General features: G+C 47.2%; 17 protein-coding genes. 10 read left to right on the top strand and 7 right to left on the bottom strand.

Annotated elements, in window-relative coordinates; translation table 11 throughout:
* Positions 1 to 196: 196 nt before the first annotated feature.
* The 5 genes from B5X68_RS10980 (at position 197) to B5X68_RS10960 (ending at position 8,742) form a co-directional block, all read left to right on the top strand.
* Entirely contained in the window at positions 197 to 1,438 is a 1,242-nt protein-coding gene (locus B5X68_RS10980; protein WP_082215320.1) for a PQQ-dependent sugar dehydrogenase, read from the top strand.
* A gap of 6 nt (positions 1,439 to 1,444) precedes the next feature.
* Positions 1,445 to 2,686, top strand: coding sequence for an AI-2E family transporter (locus tag B5X68_RS10975; protein ID WP_229208363.1), 1,242 nt, complete (start codon positions 1,445 to 1,447; stop codon positions 2,684 to 2,686).
* 309 nt (positions 2,687 to 2,995) lie between these two features.
* Positions 2,996 to 4,078, top strand: coding sequence for an efflux RND transporter periplasmic adaptor subunit (locus B5X68_RS10970; protein ID WP_082214716.1), 1,083 nt, complete (start codon positions 2,996 to 2,998; stop codon positions 4,076 to 4,078).
* 28 nt (positions 4,079 to 4,106) lie between these two features.
* The gene (locus B5X68_RS10965; protein ID WP_082214715.1) at positions 4,107 to 7,313 is read left to right on the top strand and encodes an efflux RND transporter permease subunit; all 3,207 of its coding nucleotides are present in this window, start codon (positions 4,107 to 4,109) and stop codon (positions 7,311 to 7,313) included.
* The gene (locus tag B5X68_RS10960; RefSeq protein WP_082215318.1) at positions 7,303 to 8,742 is read left to right on the top strand and encodes a TolC family protein; all 1,440 of its coding nucleotides are present in this window, start codon (positions 7,303 to 7,305) and stop codon (positions 8,740 to 8,742) included. The genes B5X68_RS10965 and B5X68_RS10960 overlap by 11 nt, the downstream gene beginning before the upstream one ends.
* 85 nt (positions 8,743 to 8,827) lie before the next feature.
* Here B5X68_RS10960 and B5X68_RS10955 read toward each other — a convergent pair whose 3' ends face one another.
* Positions 8,828 to 9,151: a hypothetical protein gene (locus tag B5X68_RS10955; protein ID WP_082214714.1), complete on the bottom strand. Its 324-nt coding sequence runs from the start codon at positions 9,149 to 9,151 to the stop codon at positions 8,828 to 8,830.
* A 60-nt stretch (positions 9,152 to 9,211) separates the two neighbouring features.
* Positions 9,212 to 9,346: a hypothetical protein gene (locus B5X68_RS29360; protein WP_262485862.1), complete on the bottom strand. Its 135-nt coding sequence runs from the start codon at positions 9,344 to 9,346 to the stop codon at positions 9,212 to 9,214.
* A gap of 352 nt (positions 9,347 to 9,698) precedes the next feature.
* On the opposite strand from B5X68_RS29360, the gene B5X68_RS10950 reads away from it, so the two are divergent.
* A complete protein-coding gene (locus B5X68_RS10950; RefSeq protein ID WP_082214713.1) occupies positions 9,699 to 11,534 on the top strand; it encodes a sulfatase-like hydrolase/transferase in 1,836 nt (611 codons plus the stop codon).
* Between the two features lie 55 nt (positions 11,535 to 11,589).
* Here B5X68_RS10950 and B5X68_RS10945 read toward each other — a convergent pair whose 3' ends face one another.
* From B5X68_RS10945 to B5X68_RS10930, 4 genes are all read right to left on the bottom strand, one after another.
* The gene (locus tag B5X68_RS10945; RefSeq protein WP_082214712.1) at positions 11,590 to 12,858 is read right to left on the bottom strand and encodes a PepSY-associated TM helix domain-containing protein; all 1,269 of its coding nucleotides are present in this window, start codon (positions 12,856 to 12,858) and stop codon (positions 11,590 to 11,592) included.
* A 40-nt stretch (positions 12,859 to 12,898) separates the two neighbouring features.
* Positions 12,899 to 14,146, bottom strand: coding sequence for a DUF4374 domain-containing protein (locus tag B5X68_RS10940; protein ID WP_082214711.1), 1,248 nt, complete (start codon positions 14,144 to 14,146; stop codon positions 12,899 to 12,901).
* A gap of 34 nt (positions 14,147 to 14,180) precedes the next feature.
* On the bottom strand, positions 14,181 to 16,550 hold the full coding sequence (locus B5X68_RS10935) for a TonB-dependent receptor (protein ID WP_082214710.1): 2,370 nt from the start codon (positions 16,548 to 16,550) through the stop codon (positions 14,181 to 14,183).
* A gap of 216 nt (positions 16,551 to 16,766) precedes the next feature.
* On the bottom strand, positions 16,767 to 17,129 hold the full coding sequence (locus B5X68_RS10930) for a VOC family protein (protein WP_082214709.1): 363 nt from the start codon (positions 17,127 to 17,129) through the stop codon (positions 16,767 to 16,769).
* A 163-nt stretch (positions 17,130 to 17,292) separates the two neighbouring features.
* Here B5X68_RS10930 and B5X68_RS10925 point away from each other — a divergent pair, with 163 nt between their 5' ends.
* Genes B5X68_RS10925 through B5X68_RS10915 form a run of 3 tightly spaced genes read left to right on the top strand, consistent with a single transcriptional unit; the run spans position 17,293 to position 23,490 of the window.
* Positions 17,293 to 20,400, top strand: a complete 3,108-nt coding sequence (locus B5X68_RS10925; protein ID WP_082214708.1) for a SusC/RagA family TonB-linked outer membrane protein — start codon at positions 17,293 to 17,295, stop codon at positions 20,398 to 20,400.
* Positions 20,401 to 20,429: 29 nt separating this feature from the next.
* On the top strand, positions 20,430 to 22,037 hold the full coding sequence (locus B5X68_RS10920) for a RagB/SusD family nutrient uptake outer membrane protein (RefSeq protein WP_082214707.1): 1,608 nt from the start codon (positions 20,430 to 20,432) through the stop codon (positions 22,035 to 22,037).
* A 1-nt stretch (position 22,038) separates the two neighbouring features.
* A complete protein-coding gene (locus B5X68_RS10915) occupies positions 22,039 to 23,490 on the top strand; it encodes a sulfatase family protein (protein WP_082214706.1) in 1,452 nt (483 codons plus the stop codon).
* A 32-nt stretch (positions 23,491 to 23,522) separates the two neighbouring features.
* Here the strand turns inward: B5X68_RS10915 and B5X68_RS10910 are convergent, their stop codons facing one another.
* Entirely contained in the window at positions 23,523 to 25,007 is a 1,485-nt protein-coding gene (locus B5X68_RS10910) for an FG-GAP repeat domain-containing protein (RefSeq protein ID WP_082214705.1), read from the bottom strand.
* Between the two features lie 179 nt (positions 25,008 to 25,186).
* Here B5X68_RS10910 and B5X68_RS10905 point away from each other — a divergent pair, with 179 nt between their 5' ends.
* The gene (locus tag B5X68_RS10905; protein ID WP_082214704.1) at positions 25,187 to 26,434 is read left to right on the top strand and encodes a cation:proton antiporter; all 1,248 of its coding nucleotides are present in this window, start codon (positions 25,187 to 25,189) and stop codon (positions 26,432 to 26,434) included.
* Positions 26,435 to 26,460 lie beyond the last annotated feature (26 nt).

Below are 26,460 nucleotides of genomic sequence, written 5' to 3'. Positions count from 1 at the left end.
GAAAGTACCGGCAGCAAAACGAGCCAACGCCTTTCAGGATGCCATTAGTTTGCGGTCATTTGCCAATGACTTTATATTTTTTGAAAACTATTCCTTTAATTTTGATCCTAAAACAGATCTTTACCGTTATCCAGATTGTGTATACGTAAAATCAAGTCATCCCAAATCTCATTTCGAAACCTCTAACTTTAAACAAATGACTAAAAGTATTCTGCTAACCCTGGCCGGGGCAGCTTTTGTAATCGCTTCTTGCCAAAACAAATCATCTGAGAATTCAGATGCTGCGGAAAAAGACACCACAGCTGCGGCGGGCGCTCCTGTTGAAACGCAAAAGGCCAATTCGGATTACAAGCCTTCCTTTGAAGGCCAGACAAGGATCGGCAGCGTGAAATCCACAACCGCCTACGAAGGCAAAGTGCTGACCAGCGACCTTAAAAATCCGTGGGGCGTTACAACATTGCCGGACGGCCGGTTGATCATTACCGAAAAGGCCGGAACAATGCGTATTGCCACCACCGACGGCAAAGTAAGCGCCCCGATCACCGGCATTCCTGCCGTAAATTCTGAGGGACAAGGCGGTCTGCTGGGCATCCGTGTTGATCCTGAATTTGACAAAAACAGAATGGTTTACTGGGTGTTTGCAGAAACGCGCCCAGGCGGTAACCTGACTTCCGTAGCCAAAGGAAAGCTTTCGGCAGACGAGAAAAAGATCGAAGGCGCTACCGTCATTTATCGCGCTACACCTGCATTTCCAAGCAACCTGCATTACGGCGGAAGGATTTTATTTGACAAAAAAGGCGACCTGGTGATCAGCACCGGCGAGCGTTCTGACACGGTTTCCAGGCCGCAGGCGCAACATTTGAATTCAAGCCTTGGAAAGGTGATCCGTATTACCAAAGACGGAAAGCCGGTTGCAGGCAGCCCGTTTGAAGGCAAAGCAGGCGCAAAACCTGAGATTTATTCCTACGGACACCGCAATGTGCAGGGATTGGCATTCCACCCGGTTTCGGGCGATCTTTGGGAAGTTGAATTCGGGCCAAGAGGTGGTGATGAACTCAACCGCATTGAGGCAGGCAAAAATTACGGATGGCCCACCATTACGTACGGAATCGAATATAGCGGCAAGAAAATCGGCGATTCGATCCAGGTTAAAGAAGGCATGGAACAACCCGTGTATTACTGGGATCCTGTTGTTTCGCCAAGCGGTATCACATTTTACAGCAGCGACAGCATTCCGGAATGGAAAAACAATCTTTTCATCGGCGGATTGAGCAGCATGCACATCGCAAGGCTGGTGATTGAAAACAACAAGGTCGTAGGAGAAGAAAGGCTTCTGGCCTCCGAAGGACAACGTTTCCGCGACATTACCGAAGGCAAGGACGGCGCGCTCTACGCGGTAACCGACCAGGGCCGACTGTATCGCATTTATAAAAAATAATTGGGATTGCGTAAAAAAGCGGGTGTTGGTTTAGCTACCAACGCCCGCTTTTTATATACACTGGAATGGGCATGGTATTTTATAGGAATGGATTACCAAGATATCTTCTCCAAAATCATGATTAAATTTTCCGATAGTCTCCGAAGTCTGAATCTCGCCGCATCTCTGCTAAGCCTGGTTTTGATCATTGCCTTACTATATGTGCTGCAGGGCGTTCTGATCCCGCTGCTGTTTTCCATTCTCCTTGCCATTTCGCTGTTTCCTATCACACGATTTTTTGAGAAGTTCAAGTTGAACCGTGTAACAGCGTCATTGTTTTCCGTTTTGATCGCCATCGTGCTGATCGGAAGCCTGGTGTGGTTTATCGTTCACCAGGTTATTGTAATCGGTGCCAATGGAAACGACCTTCAGATTCGCTTTATGCACATTCTCGAAACGATCCAGAAATGGGTAACCATGCGTTTTGGGATAGAAGAAGGGGAGATTACCAAGCAGATCACCGGCTTTTCCAACAGGGTCATCAGCAATGCGGGCGTTATTATCAGCACCGCTTTTGGTTCTGTCGGCGGCATTTTGGCGGGCGTGGTCGTGGTGCCGTTATTCACGTTCTTCCTGTTGTACTACCGCGATTTCTTTCGTGAATTTTTCTTTCATGCCTTTGCTTCAACTTCCAAAGAACTGGTCAGTGAAGTGCTGAACAAGATCTACTATGTTGTGCAAAGCTATCTCGTAGGGCTGGTAACCGTTATGGGCATCGTGGCGATCCTGAATACGGTCGGATTGCTTGTTTTAGGCATTCCCTACGCCTGGTTTTTCGGTATTCTGGCATCGTTATTAATGTTGCTTCCCTATATCGGCATTGCTATCGGCTCGGTGCTTCCGGCTTTATTTGCGCTTGCAACGAAAGACAGCGCCTGGTATGCTGTCGGCGTTGTGGCGTGGTTTCAGGTTGTCCAGTTTTTGGAAGGTAACTTTCTGACCCCCAACATTGTAGGAGGAAAGGTGAGCATTAACCCGCTGATGGCATTAATCGGCCTGTTATTGGGCGGTATGCTCTTTGGCCTCGCCGGATTAATCCTGGCTATTCCAATTACCGCGGTTTTAAAAGTCGTTTTTGATGCTGTTCCATCCATGAAAGCTTACGGTTTCCTGATTGGCGAACCCGAAAAATACCATTTGAAGCGCTTTTCTGCTAAGATCATCATGAAGCGCTGGAAAATCAATCAGGCACCGACGAATCCGGAGTAGATGCCTGCCTGGTAGGCTTATCCTTTTCCAAATGAGAATGTCGCAGCACCCTGCGGCATTTTTTATTTTAATACCTTTTTAACATGCTTTTAACTTGCTATTAACGGTAATGTGCGGTTTTTGTATCGGTATTAGTTAAATCCAATTCTACAAAAATAGAAACCCTCATTTCAATGAACAATGTGATCCTATTCGTGATGGTTTACATCTTGTCTCACAGAAATTTCATAATTCAGGGCTTAGGATTTGATTTAATATCGGGCAAAAACATGCGTAGCAAACCATATTTTATCAAATAGCAAAACCATCATGAAGAGAATTCTCATGGTTCTCAGCTTGTGTGCAACAATGTTCCATACAAGTTGTGAATCCAAAAAAGAAGAAAAAGAAGAGGAAGTTAAGTTCCTGGTTACAAGCCCCCTACAAAAAGACACATTGGTTACAAAGGAATATGTAAGCCAGATCCGGGCGATCAGCCACATTGAATTGCGGGCTTTGGAAAGAGGTTATCTGCAGAATATCTATGTGGACGAAGGGCAATCCGTAAAAAAAGGCCAGTTGATGTTCAAAATCATGCCGATGCTTTACCAGGCCGAACAACAGAAAGCCCAGGCAGAAGCCAATTTTGCAGAAATCGAATTTAAAAACACCAAGTCGCTGGCCGACAGCAATGTGGTTTCCAAAAATGAGCTGGCGCTGGCCAAGGCCAAACTGGACAAAGCCAAGGCAGAACTGGGACTAGCCACAACGCACCTTGGTTTTACTGAAATCCGGGCACCGTTCGATGGTATCATGGACCATTTCCAGGTAAGGTTGGGAAGTCTTCTGGACGAAGGCGATTTGCTGACCACATTATCCGACAACAGCGAAATGTGGGTTTATTTCAACGTTCCGGAAGCTGAGTATCTGGACTACAAAGCCAACGAAGCCACAGCCGGCATGCTGAATGTGAACCTCCGCATGGCCAATAACCAAATGTTCTCCCATTCGGGAACGGTGAAGACGATCGAGGCTGATTTCAATAATGAGACCGGTAACATTGCTTTCAGGGCAACATTCCCTAATCCCAAAAGACTTCTGAGACACGGCGAAACAGGAAATGTTTTAGTAACCGTTCCGATGAAAAACGCTTTGCTGATCCCGCAGAAAGCCACTTTCGAGGTTTTGGAAAAGAAATATGTGTATGTGGTGGATAAGGACAACAAGATCCGTTCGAGGGAAATCACGATTGAGGCAGAGCTTCCGCACATTTTCGTTGTGAAATCCGGTCTGAAAGTGGATGATAAAATCCTGCTGGAAGGGCTACGTCAGGTGAAAGAGAACGAAAAGATCCACTCCACATTCGTGAAGCCTGATTCCGTAATCTCCAATTTAAGTCTGTACGCCGAATAGTCAGCTATCTTAACAAGCACAAAACGACATGTTTAATCAATTCATAAGAAGACCTGTATTTGCAATCGTGATCTCGATCATGATCGTATTTATAGGCATCCTGGCGATTGAGAAATTACCCATTTCCCAGTTCCCGGACATTGCCCCTACAACCGTCAACATCTTCATCGCCTACCCTGGCGCGAGTGCCGATGTATTGGTAAAATCAACATTGATCACTCTTGAACAGGCCATTAACGGGGTTCAGGATATGCGGTACATTGCTACCGATGCAACGAGTGCGGGGGAGGCGACGCTCAGGATCATCTTCGAGCCCGGCACCGACCCGAACGTGGCCGTTATCCGGGTAAAAACGAGAGTTGACCAGGTTATGCCGCTTTTGCCGGAACTGGTTCAGCGCGAAGGGGTTATTATCTCACCCGTTCAGCCTAGTATGTTGATGTATGTCAATCTTTATTCAAAAGATAAAAGCATTGACGAGAAATTCCTGTTCAACTACGCAACGGTAAAAATGATCCCTGAAATCCAGCGGACAAAAGGGATTGCAAGAGCGCAAATTTTAGGATCTAGAAGATACGCGATGCGCCTCTGGCTGAATCCGGAGCGTATGCGTGCTTACAACATTTCTACGGAAGAAGTCATGAAGGCGGTGGGCGAACAAAGTATCGTGGGTCGCCCGGGTCGTATCGGACAAAGCTCGGGTATCGCAGCCCAATCGCTGGAATATGTGCTTACTTATAAAGGTCGTTACGACAAGCCCGAAGAATACGAAAACATCATTGTCCGCGCCAATGCCCAGGGTGAAAGTGTTCACTTGCGTGACATTGCGAAAGTGGAACTTGGATCTGAATTCTTTGACATTTACTCCAACCTCGACGGCCATCCTTCGGCAGCGATCGTGTTGCGTCAAAACTATGGAAGTAACGCGAGCGACGTAATTGAAGAAGTGAAGAAGAAACTGGACGTAATGAAAGAATCCTTCCCTCCGGGCGTGGATTACAAGATCAGCTATGACGTTTCTCAGTTCCTGGATGCTTCTATTGAGCAAGTTATCGACACATTACGCGACGCATTTATCCTGGTGGCCCTCGTGGTGTTCATATTTCTTGGCGATTGGCGCTCTACGTTGATCCCAATTCTGGCCGTGCCTGTTTCGCTGATCGGAGCATTCTTTGTCATACAGGCTTTCGGGCTTTCGATTAACCTTATCACGCTTTTTGCGCTTGTACTTGCTATTGGTATTGTGGTCGATGATGCGATTGTCGTCGTCGAGGCCGTCCATGCGAAGTTTGAGGAAGAGCCGGGGATTTCCCCATTTAATGCGGTAAAAAAAGTGCTTGGTGAGATCAGCGGTGCCATTATTGCGATCACGGCTGTTATGGTTTCGGTATTCCTTCCGATCTCATTCATGTCCGGTCCGGTCGGCACATTCTACCGGCAGTTCTCCATCACCATGGCCAGCTCTATCGTTATTTCGGCCCTTATCGCCTTGACGTTGACGCCGGTTTTGTGTGCGATGCTGCTTCAAAATCACCACGGTCACCAGAAGAAGAAAAACTTCCTTACCAAAGGGCTTGATGCATTTAACAGAACATTTGACAAACTAACCGGAAGATATGTAAGCCTGCTGAAACGCATTGTTAGCCGTAGGGTTGTAACCTGGGTTGTGTTACTGGGCTTCTGCGCAGGGATTGTTTTTGTAAACAAAATTCTGCCCGCAGGTTTTATTCCTAATGAAGATCAAAGCACAATCTACGCGATCATTCAGACGCCTCCGGGATCCACTTTGGAAAAAACGAATGAAGTTTCCCGCCGTCTTCAAAAGATATGCGAAGAAGTGGAAGGAATCGAATCCGTTTCTTCACTGGCAGGTTATGAGATCATGACCGAAGGTCGCGGTTCCAATGCTGGAACATGTTTGATCAACCTGAAACCTTGGCATGACCGCAAGCAGAATGTGAAAGAGATCATGGAAGAACTGGAAAAAGAAACGCGCGGTCTTGGTGCCGTAGTCGAATTCTTCGAACCACCAGCGATCCCGGGTTTTGGTACATCAGGCGGTTTCTCGATGCGTCTTTTGGATAAAACTTCTGACACGGATTACGCAGAGTTTGACAAGATCAACAAGAAATTCATGGATGACCTTGCGAAACGTCCTGAGCTTACGGGCTTGTTCACCTTCTTCGCAGCGAACTATCCACAGTATGAATTGCAGATTGACAATCAGCTGGCTATGCAAAAAGGCGTGTCGATTGGAAAGGCAATGGACAACCTGAACATAATGATCGGTAGTACATACGAGCAGGGTTTCACCAGATTCAACCAGTTCTTTAAAGTGTACGTGCAGTCTGACCCGAGTTTCAGAAGGCTTCCTTCCGATCTTTTGAAATTGTTTGTGAAAAACGACGCAGGCGAAATGGTGCCTTACTCTTCATTCATGACATTGAAAAAAGGTCAGGGTCCGAACGAGATCACGCGTTTTAACCTCTATAATTCAGCTGCGATCCAGGGTCTTCCAGCCAAAGGTTACACCACAGCCGATGCCATTCAGGCGATCCGCGAAGTGGCTGCTAAAACTTTGCCGCAAGGTTATGACATTGCATTTGAAGGTCTTTCCTATGACGAATCGATCCGTGGAAATGAATCACTGGTCGTGTTTATGATCGTATTGGCATTCGTATACTTTGTGCTGGCAGCGCAGTATGAGAGCTTCATTATTCCGTTTGCGGTTGTATTGTCACTTCCAGTTGGGGTGTTCGGTTCATTCCTTTTGCTCAAATTAATGGGCCTCGAAAACAACATTTATGCCCAAATCGGTTTGATCATGCTTGTCGGGTTGCTGGGTAAAAACGCCGTACTGATCGTAGAGTTTGCCGTTCAGAAGCGACACCAGGGCGAAACAATCCTCAATGCTGCTATCGAAGGCGCCAAAGTTCGTTTCCGTCCGATTTTGATGACGTCGTTCGCATTCGTTGCCGGCCTGATCCCCTTAATCATTGCCACAGGCGCCGGTGCGATCGGTAACCGTACAATTGGTGCGTCAGCCATGGGCGGGATGCTTTTCGGGACCATCTTCGGGGTCATTATCATTCCGGGATTGTACTACATATTTGGCACCCTGGCCGACGGCAGAAAAATGATTAAAGACGAGGAAGATGGCTCGCTTACCGAACAATTCGTTCACGCAGTCGACATTTTCCCTCACACTCAAGAAACTCAAAATGATGAGCAATAAAAGAATATTGACGTGGGTGGGGATCACTTTAAGTGCCCTCGCCTACACCGCCTGCAACGCCCCTTCTCAGGTCCAGCGATCTCCTAACAAAACATTATCAGCTGCCTACAATGGTCAGGCAGCTGATTCCACTGCCAATGTCGGCAAATTGAAATGGAGGGATTATTTCACTGATCCTCAGCTGAATGCATTAATTGACACTGCGTTACACAACAACCAGGAGTTGAATGTTACTTTGCAGGAAATTGAAATTTCACGCAACGAGATCCGTGCCCGGAAAGGGGAATATCTGCCTTTCGTGGGTTTGAGAGGCGGAGCCGGCATTGAAAAAGCAGGCCGTTACACGCAAGTGGGTTCCAGCGAAGCCACCACGGAGATTAAGCCGGGAAGAGAAACGCCCGAGCCGCTGCCTGATTTCGTCGTGGCCGCCTATGCGCGCTGGGAAGTGGATATCTGGCACAAATTGCGGAATGCAAAAAAGGCTGCGGTAAATCGTTATTTGTCCTCGGTGGAAGGTAAAAATTTCATGATGACCAACATTGTTTCCGAGATTGCTAACTCCTATTACGAGCTTCTGGCACTGGACACGCAGCTGAACATTGTTACGCAGAACATTGAGATTCAAACCAATGCATTGCGGATCGTGAAAATGCAGAAAGAAGCGACACGTGTAACCGAACTGGCCGTTCGCAGGTTTGAGGCACAAGTGCTCAATACGCAAAACCGCCAGTACGCGATCCGTCAGCGGATCGTAGAAACGGAAAACCGGATTAATTTTCTTTTAGGAAGATACCCGCAGCCTGTTTTGCGAAACAGCCAGAATTTCGAAAATATGCTTCCGACAGTGATTCATGCTGGTATCCCATCCCAGTTAATGGAAAACCGTCCCGATGTCAGACAAGCTGAGCAGGATCTGGCCGCTGCAAAACTGGACATTCTCGTAGCCAGGGCGAACTTTTATCCTTCGCTTGGCTTGAACGCAGCCGTAGGTTTACAGGCTTTCAACCCAATTTATCTTGGGAATGTGCCCAAATCCCTGATGTCAACTTTGGTCGCCGATCTTGCCGGTCCGCTGATCAACAAAAACGCGATCCAGGCTACTTACAAAAGTGCCAATGCAAGACAGATCCAGGCGGTTTACAATTACGAACGCACGGTTTTGAATGCTTACATTGAGGTTGTGAACCAGTTGTCCAACATTAGCAACCTGGAACAAAGCTACGCAACAAAAACCCGCGAAGTGGCCGCCCTGAACGAGTCCACAAACATCGCTAATCGTCTTTTCACCTCAGCCAGAGCCGATTACGTGGAAGTGCTACTAACCCAGCGCGAAGCCCTGGAATCCAGGTTCGATCTCATCGAAACGAAAATGCAGCAAATGAACGCTACGGTTAATATTTACCGTGCGCTTGGCGGGGGTTGGAATTGATTATTCATCATTAGCAGCAGCGGGTTGAAACCCGCTGCTAGCAAATCGGTCGAGCCAGGGACAAAAATAAGCTGGTCTCAAAAGTCTAATAAGCAGCGGCACTGGCCCTGGTTCTGTAAGACCGAGCCATAAAGGCTTGGTCTTTAATTAATTTCAATCCGTTAAGTTCAGGAATAACGATCAGGCTGCCGCCCGGAACCACTCCCCGCTCTATCCAATTAGAAAGCCGGGACGGCTTTATGTTGTATTTTTTGCAATAGTCAGACAATGTCATCCAGTCCCTAAGGTGATACTCCTTGTCCATGATAACAAGTTTGCTTTTTGTGAAATCCATCAACATGGATTCCACATGATCCAGCTTGTTGTTCACTTCAGTAAAGACGCTCTTTTTCTCTTTTATAGTTTCCATTTTTCGGTTCTTAATTATAGGGGTGCGCATACATAAATTTCAGTAAAGCAACCCTGGATTTTACATTTTCAAAACATTATTTTGTTGATATTCTTCCGCAGTAACACCATCGGGAGTGTTGATCAGCAGGTTTTCAGCTTCTTCAATTATTCGCCTAAGGTCCTCGACTAATTTTTCTTTCCTGGTTTTGCTCATTCGTATAGTATGTGTTCCATGTTTTCGTAAATATATAAATTTGTGAAATAGTTTCACAAATTATTTACCGCGCGTTTGGCAAGGTTCGTGCGGACGGGCCGTGCGGTGCCGGTTTTGAAAGCGAAGGGTTACAACATGACGGAAAGCAAGCTCCTGTCCCCGATTCCGGAGGCCGCGATTGACATAAATCCAAAACTTACGCAAAACCTATATTAGAAAGGAAGGTTAGTGATGTTTTGATAACATTAAGTGTCGAAAATTACAATGAAATTCCCCGCCTCGACCATTATGTAGGCGGGTTGGAAAAGGAACTGGAACGCCAAAGGGCCATTTTAAACAACATTAACCCATTATGACCACCCGGATTTTTTTACTATTGCTTCTTTTTCTCATTGTTTCAAAAACCAATGCGCAGCAAAAAGACAAGCCCAACATCCTATGGATCGTGAGCGAAGACAACAGCCCGTTCCTGGGTTGCTATGGCGATACTTTTGCCACCACCCCGAACCTTGACAAGTTTGCTAAACAGGGCATTTTATACAAAAATGCATTTGCAACCGCGCCCGTGTGCGCGCCTTCACGCTCCACGCTGATCACCGGCATGTATCCGCCTTCGATGGGCACGGAGCATATGCGCAGCTCCTATCCTGTTCCAGATTATGTAAAATTCTTCCCTCGTTACTTCCGAGAGGCAGGTTATTACACGACCAATAATTCCAAAAAAGACTACAATACAACCGATCAGCCGGAAGCCTGGGACGAATCGAGTGGAAAGGCCACATATAAAAACCGCAAGGCAGGCCAGCCGTTTTTTGCTGTTTTTAATCTGAATGTTTCACACGAAAGCGGCATTCATACGTCTGTTCCTACGGAGAAATTGAAACATGATCCGGAAAAAGTAAAATTGCCGCCTTACCATCCTGCAACGCCTGAAATGAAGCACGACTGGGCGCAGTATTACGACAAACTGGAAGAGATGGACCGGCAGGCCGGGGCGCTTCTGAAAGAACTGGAAGCCGAGGGACTGGCAAAAAACACCATTGTTTTTTATTACAGTGATAATGGCGGGATCCTGGGACGAAGCAAGCGGTTTGTGTACGAATCGGGCCTGCGCGTGCCGCTGATCATCCGCTTTCCCGAAAAATACTCGGGTTTAGCGCCAAACACGCCGGGCACTGTTACCGATCGCATTGTTACCTTCAACGACTTCGCGCCAAGTGTGCTTAGCCTGGCCGGACTTGAAATCCCTTCGCATATGCAGGGTAAGGCGTTTTTAGGGCCAAAAGAAGTAAAAGAACGCACTTATGCCTATGGTTTCCGCGGCAGAATGGACGAGCGAACCGACCTTTCCAGAACGGTTCGCGACAAAAAATTCAGGTATATCCGCAATTATCTGCCACACAAAATCTACGCCCAATATCTTGAATATCTCTGGAAAGCGCCTTCCATGCCTTCCTGGGAAGCTGAGTTTAAAGCAGGCAGATTGAATGAGGACCAGAAGAAATTCTGGCAGGAAAAACCTTCGGAGGAATTGTTTGACATTGAGAACGATCCGCATAACATTCACAACCTCGCTGCGGATCCCGGGTATAAGAATATTTTGCTCAAACTAAGAAAAGCAAACCACGACTGGCTTATCGAATCACAGGACGTAGGCTTCATTCCCGAGGCATTGCTAAGCAAAATCTCGGAAACCACTCCCCTTCGCGACTATGCAAAAAGCGGAAAATATGAATTAAACCGAGTGATTGAAACCGCAGAAATTGCCTCTTCCAGAGACAAGTCGCAGCTCAGAGAACTCATCAAAAGGCTGAGCGATAAAGACGCAGTTGTACGCTATTGGGCAGTGATTGGAACGATCGTTCTGAAAAATGATGCTGCACCTGCGAAAACAAAATTAAACACCTTACTAAACGATCAGGAAGTGGCTGTACGGATCGCCGCCGCCGAAGCGTTGCTTGCTTTTGGCGAAACAGATCAGCCCGTGCAAACATTGAGCGAAGCACTCAAAAGCGATAATCAAATGGCACGTGTGCAGGCACTGAATGTGCTGGAAACGATTGGCAAAAAAGCGCAGCCAGCATTTGAAAACTTAAAATTACTGCTAAAAGAAAATCCCAGGGATTCTGATTACGATGTGAGGGCTGCCAAGAAGATCCTGGAAACAGAAGTCCAGCCTTTGCGGTGAAAGTGCTGGAACATCCTGTAAAATAGATAATTTGGGCAATTGGATTGCGTCTCCGCTACGGGTTTCTCATGGCGGAGATATGTGTTTTTGGTTTAAATGCCTTTTTCACGGCTGGACCTGCGCCTGCCAGCTCAATATCGTCGATCTTCAACCCGGGCGTTTTAAGTTTCTTACCCTTCTTTTTGCTCTTGCCAAATCCTTTGCGGTTCCACCACACAATAAACCCTGTCACCGGAAGTGAGGCGCCGATGAGAGAAGCGAGAAATGCAAGCACTTTTCCTGGAAACCCAAGAATGCTTCCTACGTGGATATCATAGTTCATCCGGCGAAGTTTGGCTCCCACAGCTGCTTTTTCAAACGGCGTTCCATAAATCGCATTGGCGGGTAATGGTTTCGCCGTATGCTGGTCAAATGTGTAGCTTAGTGCGTTATAAAACTGTCCTGTGCTAGGATAAACTGTCACAAAAATCGCCGATGAGGCTTTTGCTGTGTCGGGGAAACTGTAATAAAAACCGCTCGATTCGGGATGTTTTGCAATGGTGGCCTGCCAGGCTTTGTCGATGGCTTGCTCTGGCGTGAAGAATTTATGTGCATTTAAAGAGTCGGATTTGGTACGGTCGCGCCCTTCCAGTGACTGACCGCCTGAGGTAACCCAGTAAAGTCCTTTGCTATACCATTCAATTCCGTAAACCATTCCCGTAAGCGCAATCGCGAGCAGGAAAAGCAGCGAATAAAAGCCAAGTACATTGTGCAGATCCAGGTTTACCCGTTTCCATGTGCCATTCCACTTGATCTTGAAACTCTTGTCCCGCGTGCTTTTTGTCCACTTTTTGGGATACCACCAAATTAGCCCTGTAATTAACAGGATCACAAAAACCAGTGTTCCGTAATTCACGATCGGCCTGCCTATTTCAAATGGCAGCCACAGAAAACGGTGACCATTAAGCACCCAGCGGAAAAAATCGGCTTCACCTTTTTTATGCACTTTTTCACCGATCACTTTCCCTGAGTACGGGTTCACCAGGAGCGTTACATTAGGACCGCGACGCTCACCCAGGCCCAGGTAAATAGCCCGGCCCTGCTGGTAAGTGGCGTAAGACATTTTCAAACCAGGGTGCTTCCCGGCGCCGATTTTCATCAGCTGCGATGGCATGATGACGGCTTTGTCCTGCTTTTCAACACGCGTTTGAGGTTCCAGCATCGCAGTGATCTCGTCATTGAAAACCCATACGCAACCGGTAATGCAAACGATGAAAACAATGATCCCGGAGATGAGGCCAAGCCAGAGATGCAGCCAGTTGTTGATTTTTTTGAAAGTAGACATGAGATGCCCTGGTTTGAATGTGAAGAGATTAAGGGTTTTTCTATTCGTAGTTAAGCACGTTGATCGCCGTGATCACGCCTCCTTCTACTTTCAGGCCGCGTGTTCCTTTTGCTCCAACCGCATCAATTTCATACACATAACTTGCGCCGTCGGCCTGGGTAATCCCGATATAGCCAGCTTTGCCGTCTTTTGGTGTGTAATTGGTGGTGGTTACATTGGCAATGGTCGCAGGGTCCGGCATGCCATCGATCCATTTGAATGTTTGTTCATATACATTCACCGCTGCAAAGCGCCTTCCAACGGCATACGCCCCTTTTTCGGCCGGGCTTGTCATGGTCAGGATGAAATTTCCTTTGCCTACATAAAGCTGTGAGCTGATATTATAACCACCCGCAGCCTGCTCTACATTGAACAAATAGCTTTTATCAAATTCTGTTGTCCCCGCCTTGATACGCACAATTGCCGAAGGTTTTGTAGAGGTGATCTTGCCATTATTTGTGCCTACCGAAGCAGAATAAGCATACACATCGCCTTGCTCGTCCACAGCCAGTCCGTTGCTGAAATAGCGGCCAATGAAGCCGATGCGGTTGTCTTTAATTACTTTTTCAACGGCTAATGAAGGATAGGAAAGCACAGCTATCCAGGCACTGTCCGGATAGCTGGTTCCGAATGCGTCTGGAGCAACGCCTTTGATGCTCATATAAGGAGCGAAAACCTTGTCGCCCACTTGTGTAGCCCACGTAAAATGTGCGCGCTCGCCGTTTCCAGCCAGTTTTACAATGTTAACCTGTGCCTCGCCTACGATTTTGGACTGCTCTGCATTGATCCGATAAAAAGACGCGCTTTCGTTGCCTGTACGCGGCACTTTAATCGTTAAAACATCATCTGCAACCGGCGCGAACACCTGAACTGTTTCAGCTTGAAAATCAGACACTTTGTTCAGTTCTCCTTTTCCGTCCAGGTTGTAGGTTGTAACCGCACCCGGGTTTCCCTGCCCGTAAAGCAGACTGAAAAAACGGTTTTTGTGCGTTACATAATAACGGTAAGTACCATCCTGTTCTTTGCCGTTCCCTACTGTTGAAACGGTGCCGGATGTCAGGCTTTCCGCTGTCAGCAGATAATCCGCTATCCCGGTTGAGCCCACGGGCAGTGCCGAGATTACGTATTTGGTTTTGCCTCCTTCACCTCCACCCGGAGTTGGGTTTACATTGCTGTCGTCACTGGTGCAGGCAGCCAGAAATATGCCGAAGCCAAGGCCCAGCGTAATGCTTTTTAAAGAGCTTTTCATTTTTTGAATTGGAATAAAATATATGTAGTGGAAATTATTTACTGATGAAATAGCGGAGCTTCGCATAGAAGCCGCGACTGGGTTTTTGCAAGCTGAAGTTGTCGTATAGCTTAGCGTCGAGCAGGTTTTTGCATTCAAGGGAAACATTGTATTTCCCGTTGGCCATAGCATACACAATGTTCACATCGTGGCTCAACTGGCGCGGAATGTCCAGCTTGTCACTGCCCAGACTTGGCCAGTAGAGATAATAAGCATGCACATAAAGAAGATTATACCCGAATGTCAAAGTGTTTCCTTTCGTGCCGAAATCTTTGAGAAAAACAGACGCGTCCGCATTGCCGAACAGGAATGGCATATTGGGGATCCGGTCGCGGTAAAGCGGGCTCTCCGTGGTGTAACCGTCTTCGAAACGCGTGTTATTGCGCAGGTCCTGGTAAGTAAGGTTTACACCAGCTGTGAAAAGTTGTTTAAAAGAATAACGCACCTCCCCATCCACACCGAAATTCGTCACGTCGGCCAGGTTATCCATCACTTGCTTGGTCTGATTGGCATTCAGCTTGGGGCGGATAAAGCCTTGTGCATTCCTGTATAATACATTTGCGTCCACATTCACGCGGTGAATTTTGCTGAACTGTGTCTGGTAACTGAAACCCAGGTTATAGTTGTCGCTGCTCTCTGGATCGAGGTCAATGTTGCCTTCCAGATTGAGCAAATCGCCGTAGAGCTCGTCGGTTTCAGGCAGGCGGTAACTTTTTTCATACGAACCCTTCAACTGCAAGTTTTTCAGCAGAAAGAATGTGGACGCAACGCCGTAACCGAATTTATCAAAACGGTTTTTCTGAATTTTGTAAGCAACATCGCCATAAACACCCGTCGGATTATAGGTAACCGAATACTTATTAAACTGCGAGAACTGTTTCAGGAAAACAGACGTGTTCCAGCGCTCGCTATAATCAAATTTGTAGCCCAGCCCGAGCACATTTTTGGTGTTATAGCGAGGCTGTTCGTAGCGGTCCGCGTCGGGATAAAGCTCGTCGCGGCCTTTTCTGTTAAAGGTGTTATAAACGTTGTTGATTGTAATGGAATGCTTTTCGTCCAGCTGGTAAGTAACATTTGCCGTCACCAGGCCATTGTTATTGCGGAATTTGTAAAGAGAGCGCTCGCGCTCGCTGCCCAGCCCTTCGTATTGTTTGAACTGCTGAAACCAGTTGTAGCGACGGTAAACTGTGTCAACATTTTGTTCCTGACCGAGGTTATAATTCGCTGAAAGGCCCACATTCAAGCCTTTTACAAACAAATCCTTCTTTTGGTATTTCAAACTCGGCATCACAATGTTGCCTTTCCGGTGCCATTGTCCAAAGACACTTACCATTCTTGCGCCAGTCTGGATCTCGGCGCGATTTTGTCCCAGGGTTATGCCAAAAAGCAGTTTATCAGCAAATTTTTTACCTACCACACCCACATTGGCGATTACAGTTTCGTTGTGATAATTGTCGTGAAAACGGCGCAGGCGCTGGTTACGGAAATACTCGCCCGTGTTTACATCGGCTACGTCCACATTGATCCAGTAATTGTTATCCGAATAATTCTGAAATGCATTCACCTGAAACGTGAAGCCCGATTTTCCCGTAAAACCTGCATTGATGCCTGTGCGGTGCGTGTTGAACGAACCATAGGAATAGGAAGCGTCGAGATAACTGTTCTGACGAGAGCCGGTGACAATGTTCACCGCGCCGCCGAGCGCATCCGAACCGAGCCAGATCGGCACCACGCCTTTGTAAACCTCCACCCTTTCGGCCAGATTGATCGGAATGTTGTTGAGCTGAAACGAGGACCCGAAATTATCCATAGGAACGCCATCCAGGAAGAATTTCACCTGTCGACCTGTGAAACCGTTCAGCGAAAAGTTCATATTGGAGCCTACGCCGCCACTTTCCCTTACCCGCACACCAGAAACGCGGTCAAGGGCATGTGATAAATCCAATGTGGAGTTTTGGAGTTTTTTAGCATCAATGGCAGTCACATTATAAGCCTGCCGGTTCACTTCCTTTGCCTCCGAGCGGCCTATCACCGAGACCGATTCGAGCTCTTGTGAGATGGCTTTGAGACGGAAATTGGCCTCCGCTTTTTCTCCTGCTTTCAGCGTAATCTGTTTGGTTTCAGGCTCGAAACCCAGGAAAGAAACTGCGAGCGTAGCTGGCCCGGCGGGCAGGTTTTCGAGCGCATAACGCGCTTTTTCATCGGAGAATGTTCCTTTGGTGACACCGGAAATGGTGATGGATGCCCCGGGCAGCAGCTCGCCGTCATCGGACCGGACGGTGCCTTTTAGGCTTGCCGTTTGCGCAAAAGATGCGCAGGAACAGGCACATAATATGCCTGTAATCAAGATTTTTATAACTTGCATTACTTTTAATTTTTGACGACTTTAAAAGTGAACATGCCTCGGCATGTTTTGGCCGTACGGTTGGCGCCGTGCGGCCTTTTTTTTTGATTGTTTTCCGGCGTTATGGTAGACTATTCTGCATATCACTATTTAGACTAAATATAATTTGTGCCGCAAAAGTAAATGTGAAAAGCTGAAAAGCAATTATTATGCTGAGTTTTTTTGAAGTATTTGTTTCTATTCAGACCAAACTGCGAGCTCGTTATCATCAGGATCTGTGAATTGGAAGCGCTTTCCGCCTGGAAATTCAAAAATATCCCGGGTTAATACGCCTCCCGCTTTCAGGACCTTTTCCTTTGTTGCTTCAATGTCGTCTGAATAAAGAATCACCAGAATGCTTCCCCGGACCGGAGTGCCGATGGTGAAACCGCCATCTACGTAATCGCCGGAAAAAGCCGTGTATTCCGGGCCGTAATCCGTAAAGTTCCAGCCGAAGCTTTTTGAATAAAATTCCTTCACTTTTTCCAGGTCCTTTGAGAGAAATTCAATGTACTGGATCTGCTCGTGTTTTGCGCGGTTATCCGTTTTGTCCATAGCCATATTTTGATTTTTAATAATGTGATTTTTTGACAAAAGGGACAGATATCTATTTAATTTGTCTACCAACCTAATAGATTAAATATTCTGTCAATTACCTTTGCCCTCGCAAATTTAAAATATTACAACCACCAACTTTCTTATTCATCAAAATCCACCGTTTAAAATGTTAAAAAATCTATCAAAGTTTATTCCGAATTTACGGGGATGGGTTTTCTTTTCTGCGTTCATTCTGATCAGCTTACAGGCTTTGGCTCAGAATGTTACAGTAAAAGGGACTGTCACATCCGCCGCTGACAAAACCGGTTTGCCGGGAGTTAACATTGTTGTAAAAAACACCGTTACCGGCACGACTACGGATGCGGAAGGGAAGTATGAGCTCAGCGCGCCTTCGGATGCAATCCTCGTTTTTTCGGGCATCGGGTACGTTACCCAGGAGGCGTCGCTGAACGGCCGTAATGTCATTGACCTTCAACTGGCTGCGGATACGAAGCAACTCGACGAGCTTGTGGTTGTGGGTTATGGCACGCAGAAAAGGAACAGTCTGACGAATTCGGTATCGACCATTAAAGGCGAGGATGTGGCACGCAGGCCGGTTTCCAACATTCAGCAATCATTTCAGGGCTTGATGCCCGGCGTCGCGGTGACAGATCTGGGTGGATCGCCCGGCAAATCGAATGCGACAATTCGTGTGCGCGGGATCACAACATTCAACATTAATGGCAGCAGCACAAGCGGTTATGACCTGGGTAAAAATGATGCACTGGTGATCGTGGATGGTATCGAGCAGCAATTAAGCGATATCAGCCCCGATGACATTGAATCTGTATCTATATTGAAAGACGCGGCTTCCACGGCGATTTACGGATCACGCGCAACCAATGGTGTGGTTTTGATCACAACCAAACGTGCCAAAGGCAGTAAAGTTCAGGTGGATTACCACGGCTATTACGCGATTCAGAAGTCGAACAATGTGCCTAAAATGATGGGTTTGGAGGCTTATATGCGTGAGCAAGTGGCTGCTTATACCAATGCAGGCTCGGCCGTTCCAGCGCGCTTCACCGAAGAGTCCATTCAGGCATATGTGAATGCGACCGACCGTGAAAAATATCCCTTGCCAAACACCTGGTTTGAAACATTGTTACGGACTGCGCCCCAGCACAATCATGCCTTGTCGATCGCAGGCGGGACCGAAGCATTGCGCACGCGGTTGAGCGTTCGTTACCAGGACCAGCAAGGTGTTATCAAGAATTTTGGTAACAAAATTGGCGAATTCAGGCTGAATACGGATTACGATGTTTCCAAAAGGATCCGCGTTAGCGCGGACATTAACTACCGCTCGACGAGCACCGAAAACCCGACCACGAACACAGATGCCTCAACCGGCCAGGTGACTGCACCCCTTAACAACTTCTTTCACGGATCACTTTGGGCAGTCCCCAAATACCCTGACGGCACTTACGGGCTGAGCACGCAAGGAAACAACCCGCTGATGTTCATCGAGATAGGAGGACAATCGAAGCAAAAAACGGATTATCTGGCGGGTTATATCAAAGGTGAATTTGAGATTGCGGAAGGACTTACTTTTTCAACCCAGATCGCCGGTCGCGGACTTTACACGCAGCAGAAAAATTACACAAACTCGTACGTTAACAGGGACAAAATTACCAACATTACCAAGACCATTGCCAATAATAGTCTGTACGAAATCCGCAATACGCTTCGTGAATATACGATCAATAACTTGCTGACCTACGAAAAGACCTTTGGAAACCATAACCTGAAAGCGCTGGTGGGTTATTCGCAAATCGGCAACACGCAAACATTCCTGTCAGCTTACCGGGAACGCTTTTATAACAATGGCATCGGTTCTATCGGCCAGGGTGCCAATGATGGGACGAAAACGAACACCGGACGAGATGCCGAATATGGTTTGAGATCATTCTTTGGCAGGGTCAATTACGATTATGATGGCAAATATCTGCTGGAAGTGAATGGTCGCTATGACGGATCTTCCAAGTTTACCGGTGCCAAACAATACAGCTTTTTCCCCTCATTTTCGGCAGGATGGCGGATCTCGAAAGAGAAATTCTGGCAAGGACTTGAAAGCACCATTAATGATCTGAAATTCAGAGGATCGTGGGGAATTACAGGAAACCAGTCGGTTGATTTGTACAGCTATTACGCTGCACTTACGGCCAATGGTTACAGCTTTGGCGGGTTGCCTGTACAGGGTTATCGCCAGAATACTTTGGCCAACACAAACCTGGGCTGGGAATCGACCACCCAGCTGGATATCGGTTTGGACGCCGCTTTCTTCCAAAGAAAATTAAATCTGACAGTTGATTACTACAACAAAGAAACCGACGACATTCTGCTTAACCTCGACATTCCGGCGACCATTGGTTTAACAGCACCACCACAAAACGCAGGGTCGGTTCAAAACAAAGGCTGGGAATTTAGTTTGAACTATCGCGGAACGCCTACGGCTGGCGGTTTCCGGTATAATGTCGGTGGAAATTTGAGCATTAACGAAAACCTGGTTACGGACCTGAAAGGAACCGGCCCTTACCTGACCGGTTCGGACATTGACCCGCGTTACATTATCAAAAAAGGTTTGCCGATCAACACGCTCTGGGGTTATAAAACCGACGGGTTGTTCCAGACACAACAGGAAATTACTGAATACAAAGCCACTTATGCGGCCAACACCAAGCCGGGCGACGTGAAATATGTTGACCTGAATGGCGACGGAAAGATCGATGCCAATGATATGACGGCCATCGGAAATTCATTCCCGAAATACACGTTCGGTTTGAATGCTGACTTTTCTTACAAGAATTTCGACCTGAACATTCTTTTCCAGGGCGCGGCAAAAGTGGATTCCCGCTTGGCGGGTGCATTGGCTGAAATGGGAAATCAGGAAGGTTTCACGCATGAAATCTACACCGACAATTACTGGACGCCTGAGCGCACCGACGCGCGTTTCCCTCGTCCGGTTAAATTTGACCTGAGAAATGTGGCCACTTCCGATCGCCTGGTTTTGAATGGTTCTTACCTGCGACTGAAAAACGTGCAGCTGGCATACAATGTACCATCGGTGGTGTCTCAAAAAATCCGTTTGAGCAAGATCCGGGTTTATGTTTCGGCCACCAATGTTTTCACCATTTCCAAACTGAATGAGTGGAACCTGGATCCGGAAGCGCCATCGGGCCGTGCGGTTTATTTCCCGCAAACTGCCTTGTATACGGCAGGTTTAAACCTTCAATTCTGATCATTATTAGCATAGCTGAACTGAAAATTATGAAAGCGAATAAATTCAAATATATCATTAGCGGCATGGGCGCCATTGCGATCGCCATTTCATCCGGCCTGCTGGTTTCCTGCGATAATAATCTGCTCGAAACTTTCCCGAACGACCGGCTGTCGGTCGATGTTTTCTGGCAAACTGAAACCGATGCGAAGCTCGCTGTAAACTCTTTGTACACAGACCTCGACAGCACCAACATTATCAGCTGGGATGCATTAACCGAGATTGCGCATACGAACCAGAATTTTGACGTGCAGGCTTATGTGGAGCTGGGCACTTACGATGGCACGAGCTCTAAAATTTACAATGAGTGGAAACGCGCTTACCGCGGCATCCGGGCGACGTCCTACTTCTTGGAAAACGTTGACAAAGTGCCTTCCGGAAACACGGCGTTGATCAATCAGCTAAAAGGCGAAGCAAAGGTTTTGCGGGCTTACCAATACATTAAACTTGCCGGTTTATACGGCAATGTTCCGCTTGTGACAACGTCCGTAACAATTGATGAATCAAGAACTTTGCAAAATAAACCTGTTGCTGAAATCTGGGATTTTGTTGACAAAGAACTGAACGAAGCCGCTGCGTTATTGCCAGCCACTTACCCGGCTTCGGACGCTGGACGGGTAACCAAAGGCGCAGCACTGGGACTTGCTGCGAGAGCGAATTTGTATGCAGGCCGTTACGAAAAGGCCGCCGCGGAAGCGGATCTGGTGATCAAATCGGGCGTTTACGAATTGTACAGTTCTTATGAAAAACTCTTCACTTACGCTGCCGAGAATAATAAGGAAGTGTTGCTTGACAGGCAATTCATCAAAGACAATTATCCGATCAATGTGTTCCCGCTTCTGGCGCCTTACAGCCAAAAAAACAGTCAGAGCACTTACGTTCCTACCAAAGCGCTTGTGGATTTTTATGAAACCACCGCCGGAAAACAAATTAACGACCCCACCAGCGGTTATAATCCTGCAACGCCCTACGTAAACCGCGACCCGCGTTTGAAGTTTTCAGTTTTCCTGGACGGGGACATCCTGCCCAGTGGAATTGCTTTCAAACCCGCGCCTAACAGCGGAACGGCAGACGCGATCGGCAGCACTTACATTGCTTCCACAACCGGATTCAACATTAAAAAGTACGTTCTCGCAGATGACTTCGCGAACCCCGTCAATAGCGGTATTAACATTATCCTGCTGCGTTATGCGGAAGTTTTACTGACCTATGCGGAAGCAAAAATTGAATTGGGACAAATTGATGCGAGTGTTCTGGCTGCCATTAACCTCGTAAGAAATGGCCGGAGCGACGTAAAACAGCCTGCCGTAAAAAGCGCTTCGCAAGCGGAACTGAGATCGCTGGTCCGCCGCGAAAGAACTGTTGAGCTGGCATTTGAAGGACAGCATTTGTTTGACATACGCCGTTGGAAAACAGCTGAGTTGGTGATGCCCGGCCGTGTTTTTGGCATCACTTATAAGGATGCCAACGGTGCCTTGAAAACGGTGGAAGTGGTTGCCGTGAACAAAACATTTGATGTCAGCCGTCATTATTTATGGCCGATTCCACAAAAAGAGCGAGATTTAAATCCATCATTAACCCAAAACCCAGGCTGGTAATATGTTTTTCAGTAAAAAAATAAGGTTCATCATTTTACCCTTTCTTGGTTTAGGCCTGGCAGCATTCCTGGTTGCTATGGCTCCTGAACCGGCTGCCAAAACGCCCAACATTGTCCTGTTTTTTATCGACGATCTTGGTTACGGCGATCTGACGGTGACCGGTGCATTGGGATACAAAACACCCAATATCGACAAGCTGGCTGCGGAAGGAACGCGTTTCACCAATTTCATGGCTGCCCAGGCTGTTTGCAGTGCTTCCCGTGCTGCTTTGCTGACGGGCTGCTATCCTAATCGGGTGGGCGTTTTCGGTGCATTCGGGCCTAAGCAGGGACTCGGGCTGCATCCGCAGGAGGAAACAATCGCCGAATTGCTGAAAGCGAATGGTTATGCAACCGGGATTTTCGGTAAATGGCATTTGGGTAGCGATTCGATCTTCCTGCCCAAACAACAGGGTTTCGACGAATATTATGGCGTCCCCTACTCGCACGATATGTGGCCGCTGCATCCATGGCAAAAGCAGGCACAATATCCGCCGCTTTTCTGGATCGACGGCAATAAACAAGTGAAGGAGATCAAAGACCTGAACGACGCGAGTGCCCTAACACCCACCATTACGGAAAAAGCCGTTTCCTTTATCAAGCGCAATAAAAAGAAGCCTTTTTTCCTTTATGTGCCGCACCCGATGCCACACGTTCCGCTGGCTGCGAGCGCCAATTTCAAGGGCAAGAGCGAGCGTGGCATTTTCGGCGACGTGCTTACGGAGCTGGATTGGTCCGTCGGGCAGATTATGAAAGAGCTGAAAGACCAGGGACTGGATGATAACACGATCGTTATTTTTACCAGCGACAATGGTCCCTGGCTCAATTACGGAGATCATGCGGGTTCAGCAGGCGGTTTCCGCGAAGGAAAAGGAACATCCTATGAAGGCGGCCAGCGTGTGGCTGCCATGATCCGCTGGCCGGGCGTCGTGCCTGCTGGAAGGGTTTCCAACAAGTTGTTGTCCAACATTGATATTCTGCCCACACTCGTCAAACTGACCGGTGCCAAACTGCCCAAGGAAAAGATAGACGGCATTGAATTCGCCGATCTGCTGAAAGGGGATGACAGCAAAAAGCCTCGTGAAAATTTCCTTTATTACTATCGGAAAAATAGCCTGGAAGCCGTTCGGAAGGATAACTGGAAACTGGTTTTCGCACACCCGGGACGCACTTATGAAGGCTCATTACCCGGAAAGGACGGCCAGCCCGGACCTGCCCCTGAAGATCACGCGATCCCGCTTGCGCTTTACGATCTCACGCGCGATCCGGGCGAGCGCTATGACGTGTATTCGCAATATCCGGAGATCGTTGCCGAACTGGAAAAAATCGCAGAAGCAGCACGCGAAGATCTGGGAGATGATTTGCAGAAACGTCCAGGAAAGAATGCCAGGGCGCTTGGCAAAGTCGAAAAGTAAAAGCTGTTTTGCAATCCGGTGAGCCAGTTGGTTTACCGGATTGTATTTTCTAAAACAATGACAGACGGCCCGTACGTCATCCATTTCTGGCCCAGACCCGTCTTATCACCCAGTGGCAGAAAATGTACGAACGAACCTAAAACGAGATCTATATCGCCGTCTGCATCCATATCGCCCGCGTCCATAACCATCCATCTGCCTTTTGATGCTTCCGGAAATGAGAAATCTTCAAATTTCAGGTTCCCCTTATTTTTTAGGTAAATAAAGCTCTCGCCGGGATAACGCAAATAATCCGGAAAAAAGGAAATCGCGGCAATGTCCAAATCCCCGTCCAGATCATAATCACGCACCATTGCTTTATAAGCTCCATTCATTTGGTAAAAATAAGATTGCCGGAAATTTGATTTACCATCATTCAGAAAGATGTATATGCCATGATAATTCTTTAAAATGGGCGTTTTGTCCGCATTGTCGCCACATACATAGAGAATATCGTCAAAACCATCTTTATTGAAATCCGCCAGTTCCATATACTGCGAACCATTCAGCGGCATGAAGGATAGCAAACGCTTTTCCTCAAATTTGCCAGCACCCTGATTGATATACAGAAAAACACCTTCGTCTGCCTGCGCCATCAGCACGTAAATGTCCATTAACCCGTCCTGGTTGGCGTCCTTAATGATTGCCGTGATCGCGCCGGGTTTTTCACGCAGGGGCCGTTTCTCATAGCCCCCTCTCCCATTGTTTTCATACCACGAAAGTTCCCCGGTTTCATTGCCAAATTCACAGGCGACAATGTCTTCGAAACCATCCTTGTTCAAGTCGCCGTAAGCCATCGAAACGGGTCTTTGCAAATTTGCGACTGCAACATTCCCGGATTTAAAACCTTTTCCCGAGTTATTTTTGACAAGCCGTTGCAGCGCACCATCGCGTGCTTCCGTGGGAAAAATCCCATTGCCGATCATGGTCAGGTATAATTCCTCCCCTTTTTCATAAAAATCAATAGGCGTTGATTCCAGGCGCATACTGTAATTTTCGCTGAGATCGGGTTTCAGGAATGTGAGTACATTGCTTTTGCCTTTCGCATCACTATATACGATGCCGCGTTTATCGGACAGGATTTTCACCATGGAAGTCATGGCGGGGCGGTGGGAGAAGGACGTTTCCCGATATTTGAAATGTTTCAGACCCATCCGGATTTTACTCTTGCGGATTGGCGCAGCAAACGAATCCGGTGCAGCGTCCATAAAATATCGCTCTAACTTCTCCCAGTCTGCTTTCGCCAGGATCGGGCCCATCCGCTCATGCATGTCGGGAAGCACTTTTTTCCAATTTGATTTCCCCAACAGTTGCGGCGGAACAAAAGTGTGACAACGGCTGCAATGTGTTGCTGCCAACTCCCTGCCCGACTGTCCTGAAACGGCCGGCTCCTTTATTTCAGCTGTATTATTTTGCTTTTTGGCATTACAGGAGATCAGTAAGAACAGCAAAATATATAGCAGCAAATGTTGTCTCATATAGGCCAGTTGCAAGGTCAGGTTTCGTGATTGTAAACCTAATAAACAATGTCCGTAATGTCGTCACGCGCTGTTGCAAAGTGAATATTAGAAAACTATTAGAGTTTGTGCGAAACGGCCTTTCGAGTTGATTTTGCGCACGGTAATTTGTTATTTTAGATTAATCTAAAAATTGTTGCATGGAGTTATATTATTCTTTTTCTGCCTTAATCGTCCTTTCTGCCATATTTTCGTATATAAATTCACGATTTTTAAAACTACCGCCTTCTATCGGCGTTATGGTCATTGCCCTGCTCGTTTCGCTGGGTTTGATTGCTACGGATACAATTTTCCCAAAGATATTTTTGCGGATCACGACGCTGATCGGCAGTGTGGACCTCACCGAAATCCTGATGGGCGCCATGCTTAATTTCCTGCTGTTTGCCGGCGCTATCCACATTCACCTTGAAGATCTGCGTGAACAGCGGCTTCCGATCATTATCTTTTCGACGGTCAGCGTGCTGATGTCGACATTTATCATAGGCTTTTTGGTTTATTATCTGCTGCCGTTGACCGGCCTGCATATCCCGCTGATCCAGTGTCTTGTTTTCGGGGCACTGATCTCCCCTACTGATCCTATCGCGGTTTTAGGAATTTTGAAACAGGCGGGTGTTCCCAAATCTATCGAGACTAAAATTGCGGGTGAATCGCTTTTTAATGATGGGATGGCAGTCGTGATTTTTATCCTTATGCTCGCACTCGCAAGAGGGGAAGAAGTCAACACTACATTCGGCGGGATAACGATGCTCTTTGTGAAGGAAGCTTTGGGCGGAATTGCACTTGGACTGGCACTCGGATTTGTGGGATCCAAAATGATTTACAAGGTGGACGGTTATAATGTGCATGTTTTAATCACGCTCGCGATCGTGATGGGAGGACATTTGGCGGCGCAGGCATTGCACATGTCGGGCCCGCTCGCCATGGTTGCAGCCGGACTTGTGGTCGGTAATTATGGCAAAAATCCAGGTGCGGTTTCCGATATGGAACGTGATTACATTGATAAATTCTGGGAGCTTATCGATGAGATCCTGAATGCAATTTTATTCCTAATTATCGGCTTTGAATTGTTGCTGATCCCCGATTTAAAAAGATTCATGTCGGCAGGAATGATCGCCATTGTGGTGGTCTTGCTCGCGCGTTTTATCTCCATTTATCTGCCCGTTAAGTTAATTCCGTTCAGAAATAAGTTTGGAAAAAAATCGATTGCGATCCTGGTGTGGGGAGGTTTGCGGGGAGGTGTTTCGATAGCTCTGGCGCTGTCGATTGACAAAGATCTGAACAAAGATATTTTCCTCGCCATAACTTACTTCGTTGTGCTGTTTTCGATTATTGTTCAGGGACTTACCGTTGGGAAGCTGACCAAGCGCTTTCCCGAGGAAAAGATTTAAGCAATGCGTATCCGCTCATCGCATAT

The organism is Dyadobacter psychrophilus, assembly GCF_900167945.1.
GTDB classification, from domain to species: Bacteria; Bacteroidota; Bacteroidia; order Cytophagales; family Spirosomataceae; genus Dyadobacter; species Dyadobacter psychrophilus.
The sequence above is the reverse complement of the archived record's forward strand: the minus strand, read 5'-3'. Positions and strand labels throughout refer to the sequence as shown.